This is a genomic window from Burkholderia sp. ABCPW 111 (genome assembly GCF_000773065.1).
Lineage (GTDB): Bacteria > Pseudomonadota > Gammaproteobacteria > Burkholderiales > Burkholderiaceae > Burkholderia > Burkholderia savannae.
In genome coordinates this window covers 36,523-56,559 of record NZ_JPWT01000068.1, presented here as the reverse complement: position 1 = coordinate 56,559, position 20,037 = coordinate 36,523, and the positions used below count along the sequence as shown (strand labels likewise).

The 20,037-nt window shown below is 66.7% G+C and carries 12 protein-coding genes and 1 tRNA gene; 7 read left to right on the top strand and 6 right to left on the bottom strand.

The window, feature by feature from the left end:
* The first annotated feature begins 604 nt into the window (after positions 1-604).
* A complete protein-coding gene (locus X946_RS15150) occupies positions 605-1,183 on the top strand; it encodes a phasin family protein (protein WP_038748848.1) in 579 nt (192 codons plus the stop codon).
* Positions 1,184-1,361: 178 nt separating this feature from the next.
* On the opposite strand, the gene lpdA is transcribed toward X946_RS15150, so the two are convergent.
* From lpdA to X946_RS36245, 4 genes are all read right to left on the bottom strand, one after another.
* The gene (lpdA, locus tag X946_RS15145; RefSeq protein ID WP_038748812.1) at positions 1,362-3,116 is read right to left on the bottom strand and encodes a dihydrolipoyl dehydrogenase; all 1,755 of its coding nucleotides are present in this window, start codon (positions 3,114-3,116) and stop codon (positions 1,362-1,364) included.
* Positions 3,117-3,395: 279 nt separating this feature from the next.
* Positions 3,396-5,039 carry a dihydrolipoyllysine-residue acetyltransferase gene (gene aceF / locus X946_RS15140; protein WP_038748810.1) on the bottom strand — a complete coding sequence of 548 codons (1,644 nt, stop codon included), beginning with the start codon at positions 5,037-5,039 and terminating at the stop codon, positions 3,396-3,398.
* A gap of 136 nt (positions 5,040-5,175) precedes the next feature.
* Positions 5,176-7,872, bottom strand: a complete 2,697-nt coding sequence (gene aceE / locus X946_RS15135) for a pyruvate dehydrogenase (acetyl-transferring), homodimeric type (protein ID WP_038748808.1) — start codon at positions 7,870-7,872, stop codon at positions 5,176-5,178.
* 132 nt (positions 7,873-8,004) lie between these two features.
* Positions 8,005-8,226, bottom strand: a complete 222-nt coding sequence (locus tag X946_RS36245; RefSeq protein ID WP_081989599.1) for a hypothetical protein — start codon at positions 8,224-8,226, stop codon at positions 8,005-8,007.
* Here X946_RS36245 and fixL point away from each other — a divergent pair.
* The 4 genes from fixL (at position 8,146) to X946_RS15115 (ending at position 15,252) form a co-directional block, all read left to right on the top strand.
* A complete protein-coding gene (gene fixL, locus X946_RS15130) occupies positions 8,146-10,656 on the top strand; it encodes an oxygen sensor histidine kinase FixL (RefSeq protein WP_038748806.1) in 2,511 nt (836 codons plus the stop codon). The two genes, X946_RS36245 and fixL, sit on opposite strands and share 81 nt — an antisense overlap.
* A complete protein-coding gene (fixJ, locus tag X946_RS15125; RefSeq protein WP_038748804.1) occupies positions 10,653-11,291 on the top strand; it encodes an oxygen response regulator transcription factor FixJ in 639 nt (212 codons plus the stop codon). The genes fixL and fixJ overlap by 4 nt, the downstream gene beginning before the upstream one ends.
* A 276-nt stretch (positions 11,292-11,567) precedes the next feature.
* Positions 11,568-12,425: a bifunctional methylenetetrahydrofolate dehydrogenase/methenyltetrahydrofolate cyclohydrolase FolD gene (gene folD, locus X946_RS15120; protein ID WP_038748803.1), complete on the top strand. Its 858-nt coding sequence runs from the start codon at positions 11,568-11,570 to the stop codon at positions 12,423-12,425.
* 724 nt (positions 12,426-13,149) lie between these two features.
* Complete coding sequence (locus tag X946_RS15115) at positions 13,150-15,252, top strand: M3 family metallopeptidase (protein WP_038748801.1); 2,103 nt, start codon at positions 13,150-13,152, stop codon at positions 15,250-15,252.
* Positions 15,253-15,462: 210 nt separating this feature from the next.
* On the opposite strand, the gene dinB is transcribed toward X946_RS15115, so the two are convergent.
* Positions 15,463-16,623: a DNA polymerase IV gene (gene dinB / locus X946_RS15110; protein WP_081989593.1), complete on the bottom strand. Its 1,161-nt coding sequence runs from the start codon at positions 16,621-16,623 to the stop codon at positions 15,463-15,465.
* Positions 16,624-16,998: 375 nt separating this feature from the next.
* Positions 16,999-17,075, bottom strand: a tRNA-Met gene (locus tag X946_RS15105).
* A gap of 203 nt (positions 17,076-17,278) precedes the next feature.
* On the opposite strand from X946_RS15105, the gene X946_RS15100 reads away from it, so the two are divergent.
* Together X946_RS15100 and X946_RS15095 are read left to right on the top strand one after the other, a co-directional pair.
* Positions 17,279-18,559, top strand: a complete 1,281-nt coding sequence (locus X946_RS15100) for an MFS transporter (RefSeq protein ID WP_038748797.1) — start codon at positions 17,279-17,281, stop codon at positions 18,557-18,559.
* 41 nt (positions 18,560-18,600) lie between these two features.
* Positions 18,601-19,986, top strand: a complete 1,386-nt coding sequence (locus tag X946_RS15095; RefSeq protein WP_038748795.1) for a NarK family nitrate/nitrite MFS transporter — start codon at positions 18,601-18,603, stop codon at positions 19,984-19,986.
* The last annotated feature ends 51 nt before the right edge of the window (positions 19,987-20,037 follow it).

Below are 20,037 nucleotides of genomic sequence, written 5' to 3'. Positions count from 1 at the left end.
AGCAATATTAGGCACTTACCGATCTTCGTTAAACCGAAATGTAAGAATCGATCGTACCAGACCAATCGGCTCCGTCTCTTCCATCGAAAAATACGATGAAGAAAACGAAGCTCCCGACGCGCGCGACACACAAATCACCCACCGGTTGACCAGAATATCGGCGGCGCGACGGACAAGCTGAAGCAGGGGAAACCACGAATTCGACAGGCGAAGCGGGCCGGACGACCCGCCGATAGGCACGGCGGCGGGCGTTGACGCCCGCCGCCGTGCCGAAAACAGCGACCGCTTCGACATGCCAGAATGTTAAACGTTCCGTCACTCCGATCGGTTTACTCGCGTCGCGATGGTGCACTCTCGTGCGTGCGGCGGGCCTCCGAACCGGCTCGGGACACACGCTGAAACCGATCCCACCGAGACATTGCAAACTATTGTTTTGTCTGGAAATTGTCAGGTTTGTGCAATGCACCAAAAGTACTTGACATTCAATTCTGGCGCCCTAAAATAGAATCCATTGTTGCGTTGCACAAAGCAGTTTCAGGTATCTGTTCCCCAAAGTTGTGCCCTTTTCCTTCACGATCCCCGATCGAACTTCAGGAGCATGAACATGTCTTTGCTGACCCCCGAGCAAATCGCCGCTGCCCAGAAAGCTAACATCGAAAGCCTCTTCGGCCTCACGACGAAGGCGTTCGAAGGCGTCGAAAAGCTGATCGAACTCAATCTGCAAGTGGTGAAGTCGACGCTCGCTGAAAGTCAGGAAAACGTGCAGCGCGCGCTGTCCGTGAAGGACGCGCAGGAACTGCTCGCGCTGCAGGCGAGCCTCACGCAGCCGATCGCCGAGAAGGTGCTCGCGTACGGCCGCCACGTGTACGAAATCGCGTCGGCCACGCAAGCCGAATTCGCGAAGGTCGCTGAGGCGCAGTACGAAGAACAGAACCGCAAGGTGCAAGCGCTCGTCGACAACGTCGCGAAGAACGCGCCGGCCGGCTCGGAAACCGCCGTCGCCGCGCTGAAGTCGGCGATCAACGCCGCGAACACGACGTACGAAACGGTGCAGAAGGCCGCGAAGCAAGCGGTCGAAATCGCCGAGACGAACTTCAACGCCGCCGCTGCCGTCGCCACGAAGGCGGCGAATACCGCGGCCGCCGCGTCGCGCCGCAGCACCACCGGCGGCAAGACCGCGTAAGCGCCGGCGGCATCATCTGCTCGTTTGGGGAAAGCCGCGCATCTGCGCGGCTTTTTTCTCGGCCGAGAATGTCCGCCGCGCCGGGCGTCTTGTGCGCCCCCGCACAATGAAACGGCGCCTCCCCTTGCTGGGGGAGGCGCCGTTTCTTCGTGCGGCCGCTGCGTGGCGGCCGCGCCGCTTACTTCTTGCGCTGCGGCGGCAGGTCCGTGCAGACGCCTTCGTACAGCTCGGCCGCCATGCCGATCGATTCGCCGAGCGTCGGGTGCGGATGGATCGTCTTGCCGATGTCTTCCGCGTCCGCGCCCATCTCCACCGCGAGACACACTTCGCTGATGAGGTCGCCCGCGTTCAGGCCGACGATGCCGCCGCCGATCACGCGGTGGGTTTCCTCATCGAAGATCAGCTTCGTGAAGCCCTCGTCGCGGCCGTTCGCGATCGCGCGGCCCGACGCGGCCCACGGGAACACGGCCTTGCCGTACTTGATGCCTTCGGCCTTGCACTGATCTTCCGTCTTGCCCGCCCACGCGACTTCCGGATCGGTATAGGCCACCGACGGAATCTGCAGCGCGTCGAAGTACGCCTTCTCGCCGTGCGCGGCTTCCGCCGCCACGTGGCCTTCATGCACCGCCTTGTGCGCGAGCATCGGCTGGCCGACGATGTCGCCGATCGCGAAGATGTGCGGGACGTTCGTGCGCATCTGCGTGTCGACGTCGATGAAGCCCCGATCCGTCACCGCAACGCCTGCCTTGTCGGCGCCGATCTTCTTGCCGTTCGGGCTGCGGCCGACCGCGACCAGCACGAGGTCGTAGCGCTGCGGCTCCGCCGGCGCCTTCTCGCCCTCGAACGTCACGTAGATGCCGTCGTCCTTCGCTTGCGCGCCGACCGTCTTGGTCTTCAGCATCACGTTGCCGAAGCGCTTCGCGTTGTACTTCTCCCAGACTTTCACGAGATCGCGGTCCGCGCCCATCATCAGGCCGTCCATCATTTCGACGACGTCGATCTCGGCGCCGAGCGTCGAATACACCGTCGCCATTTCGAGGCCGATGATGCCGCCGCCGATCACGAGCATGCGCTTCGGCAACTGGCGCAGTTCGAGCGCGCCCGTCGAATCGACGACGCGCGGGTCCTCCGGCATGAACGGCAGCTTCACGGCCTGCGAGCCCGCCGCGATGATCGCCTGCTTGAACTTGACGATCTTCTTGCCGCCGTCCGTCTGCACTTCGATGTGGTGCGGATCGACGAACGCGCCGACGCCCGTCACCACGTCGACCTTGCGCGCCTTCGCCATGCCGGCGAGACCCGTCGTCAGCTTCTTGACCACGCCGCCCTTGAAGTCGCGCAGCTTGTCGAGATCGACTTGCGGCTTGCCGAACGAAATGCCGTGCGCGGCGAGCGCCTGCGCCTCCTCGACGACGAGCGCGGTGTGCAGCAGCGCCTTCGACGGAATGCAGCCGACGTTCAGACACACGCCGCCGAGCGTCGAATAGCGCTCGACGAGCACCGTCTTCATGCCGAGATCGGCCGAGCGGAACGCGGCCGAATAGCCGCCGGGGCCGGCGCCGAGCACGAGCATGTCGCACTCGACGTCGGCGGCGCCGCCGAAGCTGCCGGCTTGCGGCGCGGGCGCGCTCGCCGGTGCGGCTGCGGCTGCTGCCGGCTTCGCCGGTTCGGCGGGCTTGGCCGGCGCGGCCTCGGCCGACGCCTCGACGAGCGCGATCACCGTGCCTCGCGAGACTTTGTCGCCCGGCTTGATCTTGATTTCCTTCACGGTGCCGGCGACGTCGCTCGGCACTTCCATGGACGCCTTGTCCGATTCGAGCGTGAGGAGCGTCTGCTCCTTTTCGATCACGTCGCCGGGCTGGACGTTGACTTCGATGACGTCGACGCCGGTGAAATCGCCGATATCCGGAACCTTGACTTCGATGAGACTCATGTACCGTCCCCTTCTTGATTAACTGCTGACAGACGGAGGGAAAACTCGCGAATTGAACCTGAACTACGGCCTGACTGGAGAACGGGAGCATGGGCAGGACCACCTTTGCCGTCCGCCCAAGGACGCGCCTTTCTTTTGGTTACTTTTCTTTGGAAGACAAAGAAAAGTGACCGCCGCCCCGCGCAGGAGCGACGCCAGCAGATCGTTAGGAAAGCAAGTTCAACGATGAAACGTGGATAACCGACAAAAAACCCACGCCCCCGCGAGCCTCCCCGCTCATCAAAGAATCACGCGACGGAAGTCGCCGAGAATCGCGCCGAGATACGCATTGAACCGCGCGGCTTCCGCGCCGTCGATCACGCGATGGTCGTACGACAGCGACATCGGCAGCGTGAGGCGCGGCACGAACTGCTTGCCGTCCCACACGGGCTTCGTTGCGCTGCGCGACAGGCCGAGGATCGCCACCTCCGGCGCGTTGATGATCGGCGTGAAATGCGTGCCGCCGATGCCGCCCAGCGACGAGATCGAGAAGCAGCCGCCCTGCATCTGGTCCGGCTTCAGCTTGCCCTCGCGCGCCGCCTTCGACAGTTCGCTCATTTCCTTCGCGATGTCGACGAGGCCCTTCTTGTCCGCGTCGCGAATCACCGGCACGACGAGACCATTCGGCGTGTCGGCGGCGAAACCGACGTGGTAGTACTGCTTGAAGACGAGGTTGTCGCCGTCGAGGCTCGCATTGAACGTCGGGAACTTCTTCAGCGCCGAGACGACCGCCTTGATCACGAACGCAAGCATCGTGAACTTCACGCCCGCCTTCTCGTGCTCCTTGTTCAGTTGCACGCGCAGCGCCTCGAGCTCGGTGATGTCCGCTTCGTCGTTGTTCGTGACGTGCGGGATCATCACCCAGTTGCGATGCAGGTTCGCGCCCGAGATCTTCTTGATGCGCGACAGCGGCTTCGCCTCGATCGGGCCGAACTTCGTGAAATCGACCTTCGGCCACGGCAGCAGGTTCAGCTCGCCGCCGCCCGCCGGCGCGGCTGCCGCTGCGGGCGCCGCGCGTTGGCCCGTCATCACGCCCTTCACGAACGCGGTGACGTCTTCCTTCGTGATGCGGGCCTTCGGGCCCGTGCCCTGCACGCGCGACACGTCGACGCCGAGCTCGCGCGCGAACTTGCGCACCGACGGCGACGCGTGGCTCGCGCGATACTCGCCGCTCGCGGCAGGCGCGAGCGCGGCGGCGGGCGCCGCTCGCGGCGCGGGTGCGGCGGCGGGTGCAGGCGCGGAAGCCGCCTGAGCAGGCGCCGGCGCCGCCTGAGCGTGCGCCGCCTGCGGCGCGGCCGCGCCGCCCGCCGCTTCGAGCACGACGATCAGCGAGCCCTTCGACACCGCATCGCCCACCTTCACCTTGATGGCCTTGACGACGCCCGCGGTCGGGCTCGGCACGTCCATCGTCGCCTTGTCCGATTCGAGCGTGACGAGCGACTGCTCGGCCTCGACCGTATCGCCGACCTTCACCGATATCTCGATGACGGGCACGTCCTTGTAGTCGCCGATGTCCGGCACTTTCACGTCGACCGTGCCGCCGCCGCCGGCGGCCGGCGCGGGCGCCGCCGCGGCAGCGGCGGGCGCCGGCTGCGGGATGGGCGCCGCGGCGCCGTTCGCCTGCGCGGGCTTAGCGGCCGCTTGCGCGCCGTCGAGCAGCACGATCAGCGAGCCCTGCGACACCGCGTCGCCGACCTTGACCTTCACTTCCTTGACCGTGCCGCCGACGGGGCTCGGCACGTCCATCGTCGCCTTGTCGGACTCGAGCGTGACGAGCGACTGCTCGGCCTCGACCGCATCGCCCGGCTTCACGAGCACTTCGATGACGGGCACGTCCTTGTAATCGCCGATATCCGGCACCTTGACTTCGATCGCTTGACTCATCTGTTTCAGTCTCCTGTCGATCAGCGTCGCCGCGCGGGCGGCCGACTCTGATCCCATGCAAGGCGGAGCCGCGCCGCCCGCCCCGCCCTCGTCGACGAAAGCGGAAACGGGCGCGCGGCGTCACGCGGCGCGTGCGTTAAACCGTCATCGGGTTGGGTTTGGCCGGGTCGAGCTCGTACTTCGCGATGGCGTCCGCCACGACCTTGCGGTCGATCGCGCCTTCGTCGGCGAGCGCGTTGAGCGCCGCGACCGTGACCCAGTAGCGGTCCACTTCGAAGAAATGGCGCAGCGCCTTGCGCGTGTCCGAGCGGCCGAAGCCGTCGGTGCCGAGCACGACGTAGCGGCGATCGACCTGGCCGCGAATCTGGTCGGCGAGCGCGCGCACGTAGTCGGTCGACGCGATCACCGGGCCCTGCGCGTCCTTCAGGCACTTCTGCACGTGCGACAGGCGGCGCTCCTCGGCCGGATGCAGCAGGTTCCAGCGCTCGACTTCGTGGCCTTCACGGGCGAGCTCGGTGAAGCTCGGCACGCTCCACAGATCGGCCGCGACGCCCCAGTCGTTCTTCAGCAGATCCGCGGCGGCGATCACTTCGTTGAAGATCGTGCCCGCGCCGAGCAGTTGAACGCGCGGCGCCTTCTGATCGGCGTCGGCTTTCTTGAACGAGTACATGCCCTTGATGATGTCGGCCGCCACGTGCTCGCCCTGCGGAATCGCCGGGTGCTCGTAGTTCTCGTTCATCACGGTGACGTAGTAGTAGACGTCCTCCTGCTCCTGCACCATCCGGCGCAGGCCGTCCTGCATGATGACGGCGAGCTCGTAGCCGAACGTCGGATCGTAGCTCACGCAGTTCGGCACCGATGCGGCCCACAGCAGCGAATGGCCGTCCTCGTGCTGCAAGCCTTCGCCGTTGAGCGTCGTGCGGCCCGCCGTGCCGCCGAGCAGGAAGCCGCGCGAGCGCATGTCGCCCGCCGCCCATGCCAGATCGCCGATCCGCTGGAAGCCGAACATCGAATAGAAGATGTAGAACGGCACCATGATCTCGCCGTGCGTCGAGTACGACGTCGCCGCCGCGATCCAGTCGCACATGCCGCCCGCTTCGTTGATGCCTTCCTGCAGGATCTGGCCGGTTTCCGATTCCTTGTAGAACATCAGCTGGTCGGAATCCTCCGGCACGTACTTCTGGCCTTCCTGGTTCCAGATGCCGATCTGGCGGAACAGGCCCTCCATGCCGAACGTGCGCGACTCGTCCGGCACGATCGGCACGACGCGCTTGCCGAGCGTCTTGTCCTTCAACAGGATGTTCAAGATCCGCACGAACGCCATCGTCGTCGAGATCTCGCGGCCTTCGCCCGTGCCCTTCAGGAGCGGCTCGAACGCTTCGAGCGCCGGCACCGGCAGCGACTGCGCCTTCTCGCGGCGCTGCGGCAGGTAGCCGCCGAGGTCCATGCGCTGCTTGCGCATGTATTCGAGCTCCTTCGAGCCTTCCTCGAATTTCACGTACGGCACGTCGGCGATCTGCTCGTCGGTGATCGGCAGGCGGAACTGGTCGCGGAACTTCTTCAGTTGCTCGACGGGCAGCTTCTTCTGCTGGTGCGTGATGTTCATCGCCTGGCCCGACTCGCCCATCCCGTAGCCCTTGATGGTCTTCGCGAGGATCACGGTCGGCGCGCCCTTCGAGTTGCTCGCCTCGTGGAACGCCGCGTAGATCTTGTGCGGATCGTGGCCGCCGCGGTTCAGGTTCCAGATGTCGTCGTCGGACCAGTCGGCGACGAGCGCCTTGAGCTCCGGCGTGTTGAAGAAGTGCTCGCGCACGTACGCGCCCGACTCCGACTTGTACGTCTGATACTCGCCGTCGACGACTTCCATCATGCGGCGCATCAGCGCGCCCGTCTTGTCGCGCGCGAACAGCGCATCCCAGCGGCTGCCCCAGATCACCTTGATCACGTTCCAGCCCGCGCCGCGGAATTCCGATTCCAGCTCCTGGATGATCTTGCCGTTGCCGCGCACCGGGCCGTCGAGACGCTGCAGGTTGCAGTTGATCACGAACACGAGGTTGTCGAGCTTCTCGCGGCTCGCCATGCCGATCGCGCCGAGCGATTCCGGCTCGTCCGTCTCGCCGTCGCCGAGGAACGCCCACACCTTGCGGCCCTGCGTCTTCGCGATGCCGCGCGCTTCGATGTATTTCATGAAGCGCGCCTGATAGATCGCCATGATCGGGCCGAGGCCCATCGACACGGTCGGGAACTGCCAGAAGTCCGGCATCAGCCACGGGTGCGGATACGACGAGATGCCGTTGCCGCCCACTTCCTGGCGGAAGTTGTCGAGCTGGTTCTCGGTCAGGCGGCCGAGCAGGAACGCGCGCGAGTACACGCCGGGCGACGAGTGGCCCTGCACGAACACGAGATCGCCGCCGTGCTCGGCGGACGGCGCGTGCCAGAAGTGGTTGTAGCCGACGTCGTAGAGCGTGGCGGCCGACGCGAACGACGCGATGTGGCCGCCGACGTTCGTGTCCTTGCCCGCGCGCAGCACCATCGCGATCGCGTTCCAGCGCGTGTACGAGCGAATCCGGTGCTCGATGTCCTGGTCGCCCGGAATCTTCGCCTGGGCTTCGACGGGAATCGTGTTGATGTACGGGGTGTTCGCGGAGAAGGGCAGGTGCTCGCCGTGCATCCGCGCGAATTCGATCTGCTTTTCGATCAGGTAGTGCGCGCGGCCGGGGCCGACGGAGGAAATCACGCCGTCGAGCGCTTCGAGCCATTCGACGGTTTCCTGCGCGTCGTCGTCGCGTTCGGCCGCAACGTACTTCATCACTTCATTAGGTACAGCGGACATTCTCGTCTCCTGGGTGTCCTGGAATATGAAGATGGCCTTCGCGCGACGACGCATGCCGCCGGCTGCAACAAGCTCCCGCGGATTGTAAAGAGCGTCACACGCAGCGCGCAACAAAATTTTCGAATTATGAGATCATTTCTCGCAATACGAAATATTGCTGCGCCGCACCCATCCGATCGGCGTGTGCGGTTGATCATGCATCGATGATTCCGCTTTCGGTTCAACCTCTCTTGTACGCCTTTTGCGCATGGCGCGCTGAGCTACAATCCTGCCATGTTGACCGATCGGCTTTTCGCACGCTCGGCGCGACCGTCGGGCTCGCCGGCGGAGTCGCAGCCGTCCCGCTGGCACCACGGACCGTGGTGGTCCAACTCTTACCTGCTGACCCCCCTCCTGTCGATCCTGGTCTTTCTCGTGGTGATGAGCCTCATTCTGTGGAGCCTCAACCGCCGCGAGGAGCAGCAGCAGGAAGACACGCTGTTTCGCAACGTCGCGTGGGCCCAGCAGCAGATCCGGCTGTCGATGACGGGCGCGCAGGAGCAGCTTCAGGCGTTCGCGCGCGACATCGCCGCGGGCCGCGTCGACGAGCACGCGTTCCAGTCCACGGTCGGCGACGTGATGCAGGCGCATCCCGAGATCCTCTATCTGAACTGGTACACGGCGCCCGGCACGAAACGATGGCCGACGATGCAACTGCCGGTACTCGGCCAGCGGCTCGCGAAGCCGAACGACGCGCAGATGGACGAAGTCGTGCGCGGCGCGTACGGCGAGGCGCGCAGCACGCGCCGGCAATCGTATTCGCCGCTCGTCTACGACGACTTCGGCAACGGCTATCTGACGCTGCAGACGCCCGTGATCCGCGAGCGCGAATACCTCGGCTCGATCGCCGCGGTGTTCTCCGTCGAAGGGATACTGAAGCACGACATCCCGCCCGAGCTGTCCGCGAAGTACAAGATCTCGATCACCGACGCGAACAACCGCGAGCTCGCGTCGACGTCGTCGCGCCCGCGGCTGCCGCGCGACGCGCACTACGACCTGCCGCTCGATCCGCCCGGCCAGGGCCTCACGGTGCGCGTCTACGCGTACCCGCAGACGACGAACCTGACCAACAACACGCTCGTGTGGCTCGTCGCCGGCCTGTCGTGCTTCGTGCTGTGGAGCCTCTGGAGCCTGTGGAAGCACACGCGCCAGCGCTTCGAGGCGCAGCAGGCGCTGTACGCGGAGGCGTTCTTCCGCCGCGCGATGGAGAATTCCGTGCTGATCGGCATGCGCGTGCTCGACATGCACGGCCGCATCACTCACGTGAACCCGGCGTTCTGCCGGATGACGGGCTGGGACGAGAGCGACCTCGTCGGCAAGACCGCGCCGTTCCCTTACTGGCCGCGTGACGCGTATCCGGAAATGCAGCGCCAGCTCGACATGACGCTGCGCGGCAAGGCGCCGAGCTCCGGCTTCGAGCTGCGCGTGCGGCGCAAGGACGGATCGCTGTTCCACGCGCGCCTCTACGTGTCGCCGCTCATCGACAGTTCCGGCCGCCAGACGGGCTGGATGTCGTCGATGACCGACATCACCGAGCCGAAACGCGCGCGCGAGGAGCTCGCCGCCGCGCACGAGCGCTTCACGACGGTGCTCGAGAGCCTCGACGCGGCCGTGTCCGTGCTCGCCGCGGACGAAGCGGAGCTCCTGTTCGCGAACCGCTATTACCGCCATCTGTTCGGCATCCGTCCGGACGGCCATCTCGAGCTGTCGGGCGGCGGCTTCGACAGCGCGCAGGCGTCGTCGGACTCGATCGACATGGTCGACGCGTACGCGGGCCTGCCCGCCGCCGCGCTCACCGAGAGCACGGCGGACGCGCAAGAGGTGTACGTCGAGAGCATCCAGAAGTGGTTCGAAGTGCGCCGCCAGTACATCCAGTGGGTCGACGGCCACCTCGCGCAGATGCAGATCGCGACCGACATCACCACGCGCAAGAAGGCGCAGGAGCTCGCGCACCAGCAGGAGGAGAAGCTGCAGTTCACGAGCCGGCTGATGACGATGGGCGAGATGGCGTCGTCGATCGCGCACGAGCTGAACCAGCCGCTCGCCGCGATCAACAACTACTGCTCGGGCACGCTCGCGCTCGTGAAGAGCGGCCGCGCGTCGCCTGAAACGCTGTCGCCCGCGCTCGAGAAAACCGCGCAGCAGGCGCTGCGGGCCGGGATGATCGTCAAGCGAATCCGCGAGTTCGTCAAGCGCAGCGAGCCGAAGCGGCAGCCGTCGCGGGTCGCCGACATCGTCGCCGACGCGGTCGGCCTCGCCGAAATCGAGGCGAGAAAGCGCCGGATTCGGATCGTCACCGAAATCCGCGCAAGAATGCCTATTATTTATGTCGACCCCGTGTTGATCGAGCAGGTGCTCGTGAACCTGATGAAGAACGCGGCCGAGGCGATGCAGGAGGCGCGGCCGCAGGCGGAAAACGGCGTGATCCGCGTCGTCGCCGACCTCGAATCGGGCTTCGTCGACATCCGCGTGATCGACCAAGGTCCGGGCGTCGACGAGGCGACGGCCGAACGCCTGTTCGAACCGTTCTACAGCACCAAATCGGACGGGATGGGCATGGGGCTCAATATCTGCCGCTCGATCATCGAATCGCATCGCGGGCGTCTGTGGGTGGTCAACAACGTCGAGCCGGACGGCTTCGTGTCGGGCGCGACGTTCCACTGCAGCCTGCCCATTGGGGAACCGGAGGATCTCGGTCACCGATCCGAGACATCGCCATCACAAACCGTAACGGGAGAGATATGAATAGCCCTGTCACCACCTCTCAGGAAACCGTCTTTGTCGTCGACGACGACGAGGCCGTGCGCGATTCGCTGCGCTGGCTGCTGGAGGCAAACGGCTATCGCGTGCAATGCTTCTCGAGCGCCGAGCAGTTCCTCGATGCCTACCAGCCCGCGCAGCAGGCGGGACAGATCGCGTGCCTGATCCTCGACGTGCGGATGTCCGGGATGAGCGGCCTCGAGTTGCAGGAACGTCTGATCGCCGAGAACGCGGCGCTCCCCATCATCTTCGTGACCGGCCACGGCGACGTGCCGATGGCCGTGTCGACGATGAAGAAAGGCGCGATGGACTTCATCGAAAAGCCGTTCGACGAAGCCGAGCTGCGCAAGCTCGTCGAGCGCATGCTCGACAAGGCGAGAAGCGAAATCAAGAGCGTCCAGGAGCAGCGCGCGGCAAGCGAGCGCCTGTCGAAGCTGACCGCGCGCGAACAGCAGGTGCTCGAGCGGATCATCGCCGGCCGCCTGAACAAGCAGATCGCCGACGATCTCGGCATCAGCATCAAGACGGTCGAGGCGCACCGCGCGAACATCATGGAAAAGCTCAACGTCAACACGGTCGCCGATCTGCTGCGGCTCGCGCTGTCGAAGAAGCAGGCGTAAGCGCTTCTCTCCCCCTCCGCCGCCCGGCGCGCGCCGGGCGAGCGCGTTCTTTTGCGGCGCGGCATTCCGCCCGCCCCAACCGGTTTGCGCTCCCGCTCCCCCCATCCTCCGTTGCGCCGCGCCCCGTTTTCCATTCGTCTCGCGCGCCGCGCGCGGCGCGATTCGACTCGATCGATGTCGGGTGACGGCAGGCGGGCGGTATAATTCGATGCTTCGCTGCAGCGCAACCTGGCGCCGCACGCCCGCATCTCCAACCTTGTCAAGCAGATTCCCACCATGACAGCCACCCTGATCGACGGCAACGCCCTTTCGAAGACCCTGCGCGCGCAAGCGGCCGAGCGCGCCGCCGCGCTCGCCGCGCGCGGCCACCGGCCGGGCCTCGCGGTGATCCTCGTCGGCGACAGCCCGGCGAGCGAAGTCTACGTGCGCAACAAGATCAAGGCGTGCGAGGACAACGGCTTCTTCTCGCTGAAGGACCGCTATCCTGCGACGCTCTCCGAGCCCGAACTCCTCGCGCGCATCGACGAGCTGAACCGCGATCCGAAGATCCACGGCATTCTCGTGCAATTGCCGCTGCCCGCGCACATCGACAGCCACAAGGTGATCGAGGCGATCGCGCCCGAGAAGGACGTCGACGGCTTCCACGTCGCGAACGCGGGCGCGCTGATGACGGGCAAGCCGCTCTTCCGCCCGTGCACGCCGTACGGCGTGATGAAGATGTTCGACGCGTACAAGATCCCGCTGCAAGGCGCGAACGCGGTCGTGATCGGCCGCTCGAACATCGTCGGCAAGCCGATGGCGCTGCTGCTGCTCGAAGCGGGCGCGACCGTCACGATCTGCCACAGCAAGACGCGCGACCTCGCCGCGCATACGCGCGCGGCGGACGTCGTCGTCGCGGCGGTCGGCAAGCGCAACGTGCTGACGGCCGACATGGTGAAGCCGGGCGCGACCGTGATCGACGTCGGGATGAACCGCAACGACGAAGGCAAGCTGTGCGGCGACGTCGACTTCGCGGGCGTCTTGCAAGTCGCGGGCCACATCACGCCCGTGCCGGGCGGTGTCGGCCCGATGACGATCACGATGCTGCTCATCAATACGATCGAAGCCGCCGAGCGCGCCGCCGCGGCGGCCTGACGGCGAACGGCGCCGGGAACCTCGCGGCGCACGCGCCGAGCCGCTTCGATCGGCGATTCCCGTGCGCGGACGGCTCGCCGGCACCCGCCCGCGGCCCGTGCCGGGCGATGCGGCGGCGCAGTAGCGATCGGCGGGCGATGGCCGGTGATGCCTGCCGTTGGCCCACGGTGCGCCCGCGGTGCACCCACTGGTAGCCGATGGCCGCCGCGCGACGCCGGTCGCGCCATGCACCAGCGCCGGAACGCCGTCGGCGCCCGCAACCTGCCATCGCCTCTGAGCCCCGCCAAGCGTTCGCCGCCGCGCTGTACGCCATGGCCGCGCCCCCAGTGCCGCCACGCATGCGGCGGCCCTCGTCTCGCGGGGCACCCCGAGCAAGGCGCGCCGCGCGGGCGACCGACGGCCCGAAGAAGAGGCGCAATGGCGGATCTCGCGCGCCACCCCCTCCGCCCTCGCCGCACACATGCCGCACCCGCGCCGCCTGCGCGAATCGAACGGCCTTGCGCACGCCCGCTTCGACGCGCCGCCCGCGCGCGCCGTCCGGCTTTCCCCGCTGCGTACGCTCGGTCACCCATCGGCGCCCGGCGTTCCCGCCCCAATCGCTTCGTTAGAAACTATCGATTGGAAAGCGCGCGATGCGCCCCAATAATGTCGACATGAAGCGACGATCGGCGCCGTGCGCCGCCGTCATTCGCCTAACCCGAAACCGAAACCGCCAGGGAGCACTATGTCCGTCAGCGCAAACGCCAACCCGCTTCTCGATTTCTCAGGCCTCCCCCGCTTCGGCGAAATTCGCCCCGAGCACGCGACGCCCGCGCTCGACACGCTGCTCGCGAACGCGAACGACGCCGTCGAGCGCGCCGCGCGGCCCGACACGCCCGCGACCTGGGCGGCCGTCGTCGAGATCATCGAGCATGCGACCGAGCCGCTCGGCCGCGCGTGGGGTGTCGTCGGCCACCTGAACGCGGTCGCCGACACGCCCGAGCTGCGCGCCGTCTACGGCGAGAACCTGCCGCGCGTGACCGAATTCTGGTCGAGCGTCGGCCAGAATCTCGCGCTCTACGAGAAGTACAAGGCGATCGCCGCGAGCGCCGAATATCCGACGCTGTCCGCCGAGCGCAAGAAGATCCTCGACAACGCGCTGCGCGACTTCCGCCTGTCGGGCGCCGAGCTGCCCGAGGACCAGAAGCCGCGCTTCGCGGAGCTGCAGGAGCAGCAGGCGGCGCTGTCGAAATCGTTCTCCGATCACGTGCTCGACGCGACGAACGGCTACGCATACTTCGCGCAGGGCGAAGACGAGCTCGCCGGCCTGCCCGCCGATGCGATCGCGGCCGCACGCGAGGCCGCGCAGAAGGAAGAGAAGGCCGGCTGGAAATTCACGCTGCACTTCCCGTCGTATTTCCCGGTGCTGCAATACGCTCGGAACCGCGCGATGCGCGAGGCGATGTACCGCGCCTACGTGACGCGCGCGTCCGAGCTCGGCCCGCAATACGGCGACGGCAAGGCCGACTGGGACAACACGACGATCGTCGCCGACCAGCTCGCGCTGCGCCGCGAGGAAGCGCAGATGCTCGGCTATCACGACTTCGCCGAGGTGTCGCTCGCGCCGAAAATGGCGGAATCGCCGCAACAGGTGATCGCGTTCCTCGAGGATCTCGCGAAGCGCGCGCGCCCGTTCGCCGAGAAGGACTGGGACGAGCTGCGCGCGTTCGCGTCGAGCGAGCTCGGCCTCGCGGCGCTCGAGCCGTGGGACGTCGCGTACGCGGCCGAGAAGCTGCGCGAGCAGCGCTACGCGTTCTCCGAGAACGAGGTGAAGCAGTATTTCCCCGAGCCCGCGGTGCTGAAGGGCCTCTTCACCGTCGCCGAGACGCTGTTCGGCGTGAAGATCGCGCGCGACGAAGCGCCCGTCTGGCATGAGGACGTGCGCTTTTTCCGCGTCGAGAATCGCGACGGCTCGCTCGTCGCGCAGTTCTATCTCGACCTCTACGCGCGCGAAGGCAAGCGCGGCGGCGCGTGGATGGACGACGCGCGCTCGCGCGCGAAGCGCGGCGACGGCAGCGTGCAGACGCCCGTCGCCTATCTGACGTGCAACTTTTCGGCGCCGATCGGCGGCAAGCCCGCGTGCTTCACGCACGACGAAGTGATCACGCTGTTCCACGAGTTCGGCCACGGGCTGCATCACATGCTCACGCGCGTCGACGAGATCGGCGTATCGGGCATCAACGGCGTCGAATGGGATGCGGTCGAGCTGCCGTCGCAGTTCATGGAGAACTTCTGCTGGGAGTGGGACGTGCTGTCGTCGATGTCGTCGCACGTCGACACCGGCGAGCCGCTGCCGCGCGCGCTGTTCGACAAGATGCTCGCCGCGAAGAACTTCCAGAGCGGCCTCGGCACGCTGCGCCAGATCGTGTTCTCGATGTTCGACATGCTGCTGCACGTCGACTTCGATCCCACGGCGGACAACGCGAGCGTCAACGATTTCGCGCGCGAGATCAACGAGCGCTTCCACGTGATCCCGCAAGCGCCGTTCTCGCGCTGGCCGAACACGTTCAGCCACATCTTCGCGGGCGGCTATGCGGCCGGCTACTACAGCTACAAGTGGGCCGAAGTGCTGTCCGCCGACGCGTATGCGGCGTTCGAGGAAGCGGCCGGCTCGGCGGGCAGCGTGCTCGACGCGACGACGGGCGCGCGCTACCGGCGCGAGATCCTCGAAGTCGGCGGCAGCCGCGCGGCGATGGATTCGTTCAAGGCGTTCCGCGGCCGCGAGCCGAACATCGACGCGCTGCTGCGCCACAGCGGCATGGCGGACGCCGCGCCGGCGCGCGCGTAACGCAACGCACGCGCCGGCGCGGCGCGCTCGAGCCCGACGATCGGCCGAGCACGCGACGCCCCACCGCTGCTCCGCTGCTCCGCTGCTCCGCTGCTCCGCGATCCGCGATCCGCGATCCGCGATCCGCGATCCGCAAAAAGACGGCAACCCGCTGGCATGGGTTGCCGTTTTTTTTATCGCCCGTCGACACGGCAAGCGCCGGCCGCTCGATCACGCTTCGGGCGACGCGTCGTCGTCGAGACTTTCGTCCTCGTCGTCGAACAGCGCGATCTGCCCGTGCCGCTCGGCGGTATCCTCGTCGATCCGCACGCCGACGCCCAACAGCCGCACCGCCTGCTTGCGGCGCGCGAGCCCTTTCGCGAGCAGCGCGACGGCGGTCTCGGCATCGGTCGCATCGGCGACGCATTCGACCGTCGTGCGCTGGAAATCCGCGAAGCGGATCTTCACGTACAGCTTTCTGATCGAGCGCGCGGCGCCCGCCCGCTCGATCCGCGCATCGAGCAGCACCGTCAACCGCCGGATCTCGGCCGCGCATTGGTCGAGCGTGGCGAGATCCTGGACGTAGGTCGTCTCGACGCTCACCGACTTGCGCTCCTGGTCCGCGCGCACCGGCCGCTCGTCGATGCCGCGCGCGAGCTCGTAGAGCCGCCGGCCGAACGCGCCGAACTCGTGATGCAGATCGAACAGCGACCAGCCGCGCAGCTCGTCGCAGGTGCGGATGCCGAGCTTGTCGAGCCGCGCCGCCGTCACCTTGCCGACGCCGTGCAGCTTGCGCACGGGCAGCGCGGCGACGAACGCGTCCACTTCGTGCGGCCGCACGACGAAAAGCCCGTCGGGCTTGTTCCAGTCGGACGCGATTTTCGCGATGAACTTGTTCGGCGCGACGCCCGCCGACACCGTGACGCCCACCGTGTCGCGCACGCGCTCGCGGATCTCGCGCGCGATCAGCGTGCCGCTGCCGTGGCAGCGCGTCGCGCGGCTCACGTCGAGATACGCCTCGTCGAGCGACAGCGGCTCGACGTCGGGCGTGTAGTCGCGATAGATCGCCATGATGAGCCGCGACGCCGCGCGGTACTTGTCCATCGCGGACGGCAGAATCAGGAGATCCGGACACTTGCGCATCGCAAGCGCCGACGACATCGCCGAATGCACGCCGAAGCGGCGGGCCTCGTAGTTGCAGGTCGCGATCACGCCGCGCTGATCGGGGCGGCCGCCGACCGCGAGCGGGCGGCCGCGCAGCGACGGATCGTCGCGCATCTCGACCGACGCGTAGAAGCAGTCGCAGTCGCAATGAATGATCTTGCGCGCGAACGGGGCCGCGTCGCCCGAAGGCGGCGAAGACGTGTCGGAGGAAGGCGTCGGCTTGTCCAAGGTGCCGATACTGTACAAAAACACAGTGCGTGTTTCAACTGTGCGGCGGGGCGTGACGCCAAGCGCCCGAAAAGAAACAGGAACGCCGGCTGCAGCGGTTCGAACACACGGCAAGCGCCGCGCCGCGATCGCGACGACGGTCGCTCGATGCATATGCATCGAGCGAGAAGAAACAGGCATGCCAAGCATCGCGCGCACGCGTCGCTCGCGCAACCGTCAAGACCGGACGAGACGAGCACGCCGCCCGATCGAAGTCGAATGAAGCCGAAAACGGGAGAAAACCGGACGCGGAAAAACAAAAACCCGGCTCGAGAGCCGGGTTTTTGTCTTGGCGATTCGCGCATCGGTCACTTGCGCGTGGGACATCGCCGAATTTGGTTGCGGGGGTAGGATTTGAACCTACGACCTTCGGGTTATGAGCCCGACGAGCTGCCAGACTGCTCCACCCCGCGTCAGAGAAATAAAAGTATATGGGTTTTAAGCAGGTACGTCAAACTTTATTTCAAACAATCGTCACACACGCCGCCGCGCACCCGCCGATCGAACTAGTCCGGTCGACCCATCGGCACGCACGCGCCCGTTCTCCCGGCGAATAGGCAAGCGCGCCGCCCGTCCCTACTCTTGAGACGCTCCTCCTCGTCCCGAGAGAATCGTCATGGCTTCAATCTCCGCTCCTCCCGCATCGCTCGACAAGCGCGCGATGCCCGTGCTCGCGTCGAGCACGATTGCGTTCACGCTGTGCTTCGCCGTCTGGATGATGTTCGCGATCCTCGGCATTCCGCTCAAGAAAACGCTCGGCCTGAACGACACCGAATTCGGCCTCATCGCCGCGATGCCCGTGCTCACCGGCTCGCTGATCCGCGTGCCGCTCGGCATCTGGACCGACCGCTACGGCGGGCGCATCGTGTTCTTCATCCTGATGCTCGTCACCGTCGCGCCGATCTGGCTGATCGCGTACGCGACCGAGCTCTGGCAGTTCCTCGTGCTCGGCCTCTTCGTCGGGCTCGCGGGCGGCTCGTTCTCGGTCGGCACGCCGTACGTCGCGCGCTGGTTCCCGAAGGCGCGCCAGGGCCTCGCGATGGGCGTGTTCGGCGCCGGCAACTCGGGCGCGGCCGTCAACAAGTTCGTCGCGCCCGCGCTCATCGCCGCGGCCGGCACGTGGACCATCGTGCCGCGCGTCTATTCGATCGCGATGCTCGCGATGGCGCTCATCTTCTGGGTGTTCTCCGCGACCGATCCCGCGCACCGCTCGACAAACGCGACGTCGCTGCGCGCGCAGCTGCGCGTGCTGAAGGACCCGCGCGTGTGGCGCTACTCGCAGTACTACTCGGTCGTGTTCGGCGGCTATGTGGGGCTGTCGCTGTGGCTCACGCAGTACTACGTCGGCGAATACGGCTTCGGCATCCAGTCGGCCGCGTTCCTCGCCGCGTGCTTCTCGCTGCCGGGCGGCGTGCTGCGCGCGATCGGCGGCTGGCTGTCCGACCGCTACGGCGCGTATCGCACCACCTGGTGGGTGATGTGGGTGTGCTGGGTGATGTTCTTCCTGCTCAGCTATCCGCCGACCGACTTCACGATCCGCGCCGCGCACGGCCCGCTCGGCTTCCATCTGTCGCTCACGCCCGTCATGTTCACCGTGCTGCTGTTCGCGGTCGGCATCGCGATGGCGGTCGGCAAGGCGTCGGTCTTCAAGTTCATCGCCGACGAGTTCTCGGACGACATCGGCGCGGTGTCGGGCATCGTCGGTCTCGCGGGCGGCCTCGCCGGCTTCGCGCTGCCGATCCTGTTCGGCGCGCTCGTCGATCTGACGGGCGTGCGCTCGACCTGCTTCATGCTGCTCTACGGCGCCGTCAGCGTGAGCCTCGTCTGGATGTACTTCAGCTTCCGCGCCGAGCGCGCGGCGCACGACCAGCGCGTGCTCGCCGCCCGCTCCGCGTGAGCAGTTCCTTCGTCATCTTCGTTCACTCAACGGATTCGATCATGTCCACTTCTCTACTCGTGCGCTGGGACCCCGAAAACCCGGCCTTCTGGCAAGCCAAGGGGCGCCCCGTCGCGTGGCGCAATCTCGCGATCTCGATTCCCGCGCTGATGCTCGCGTTCGTCGTCTGGTCGCTCTGGAGCGTCGTCGTCGTCAATCTCGATCGCGCCGGCTTTCACTTCAGCAAGAACCAGCTGTTCTGGCTCACCGCGCTGCCCGCGCTCTCGGGCGCGACGCTGCGCATCTTCTATTCGTTCCTCGTGCCGATCTTCGGCGGCCGCCGCTTCACCGCGATCTCGACCGCGACGCTCCTGATCCCCGCGCTCGGGATGGGCTTCGCGCTGCGCGATCCGGGCACGGGCTATCCGACGCTCCTCATCCTCGCGCTCCTCTGCGGCTTCGGCGGCGCGAACTTCAGCTCGTCGATGGCGAACATCAGCTTCTTCTTCCCGAAGGCGAAGAAAGGGCTCGCCACGGGGCTCAATGCGGGGATCGGCAATTTGGGGGTGTCCGTCGTGCAGTTCGTCACGCCGCTCGTGATCTCGGCCGGCCTCTTCGGCGCACTCGCGGGCGATCCGCAGACCGTCTCCGCGCACGGCACGACGACGAGCCTGTGGCTGCAGAACGCGGGCTTCGTGTGGGTGCCGTTCATCGTCGTCGCGACGCTCGCCGCGTGGTTCGGGATGAACGACATCGCCGACGCGAAGGCGTCGTTCGCCGAGCAGGCAGTGATCTTCCGCCGGCTGCACAACTGGCTGATGTGCTGGCTGTACGTCGGCACCTTCGGCTCGTTCATCGGTTTCTCCGCGGGCTTCGCGCTCCTCACGAAGGCGCTCTTCCCGAGCGTGAATCCGACCGCGTACGCGTTCATCGGCCCGCTCGCGGGCGCGCTGATGCGGCCCGTCGGCGGCTGGGTGTCCGACCGGATCGGCGGCGCGCGCGTGACCTTCTGGACCTTCGCCGCGATGATCGCGGCGGTCGCGGGCGTGATCGCGTTCCTGCCGTCGGGCAGCGACGCGGGCAATTTCGCGGGCTTCCTCGCGATGTTCATCGTGCTGTTCGCGCTGACGGGCGTCGGCAACGGCTCGACGTTCCGGATGATTCCCGTGATCTTCCTCACCGAGCGGCAGCGTGCGGCGCAGGGCCAGGACGAAGCCGCGCAGAAGCAGGCGGTGCTCGACGCCGGCAAGGAATCGGCCGCGGTGCTCGGCTTTTCGGGCGCGATCGGCGCGTACGGCGGCTTCTTCATTCCGAAGAGCTTCGGCACGTCGCTCGACATCACGGGCTCGGCCGTGCCGGCGCTCGCGTGCTTCATCGCGTTCTACGTGTCGTGCGTCGCGATCACCTGGTGGTTCTATGCGCGCCGCAACGCGTCGATGCCGTGCTGAACGCGCGCTGACGCAGCCCCTTTCCGGACGCGGCGCGCTGCGACACGCCGC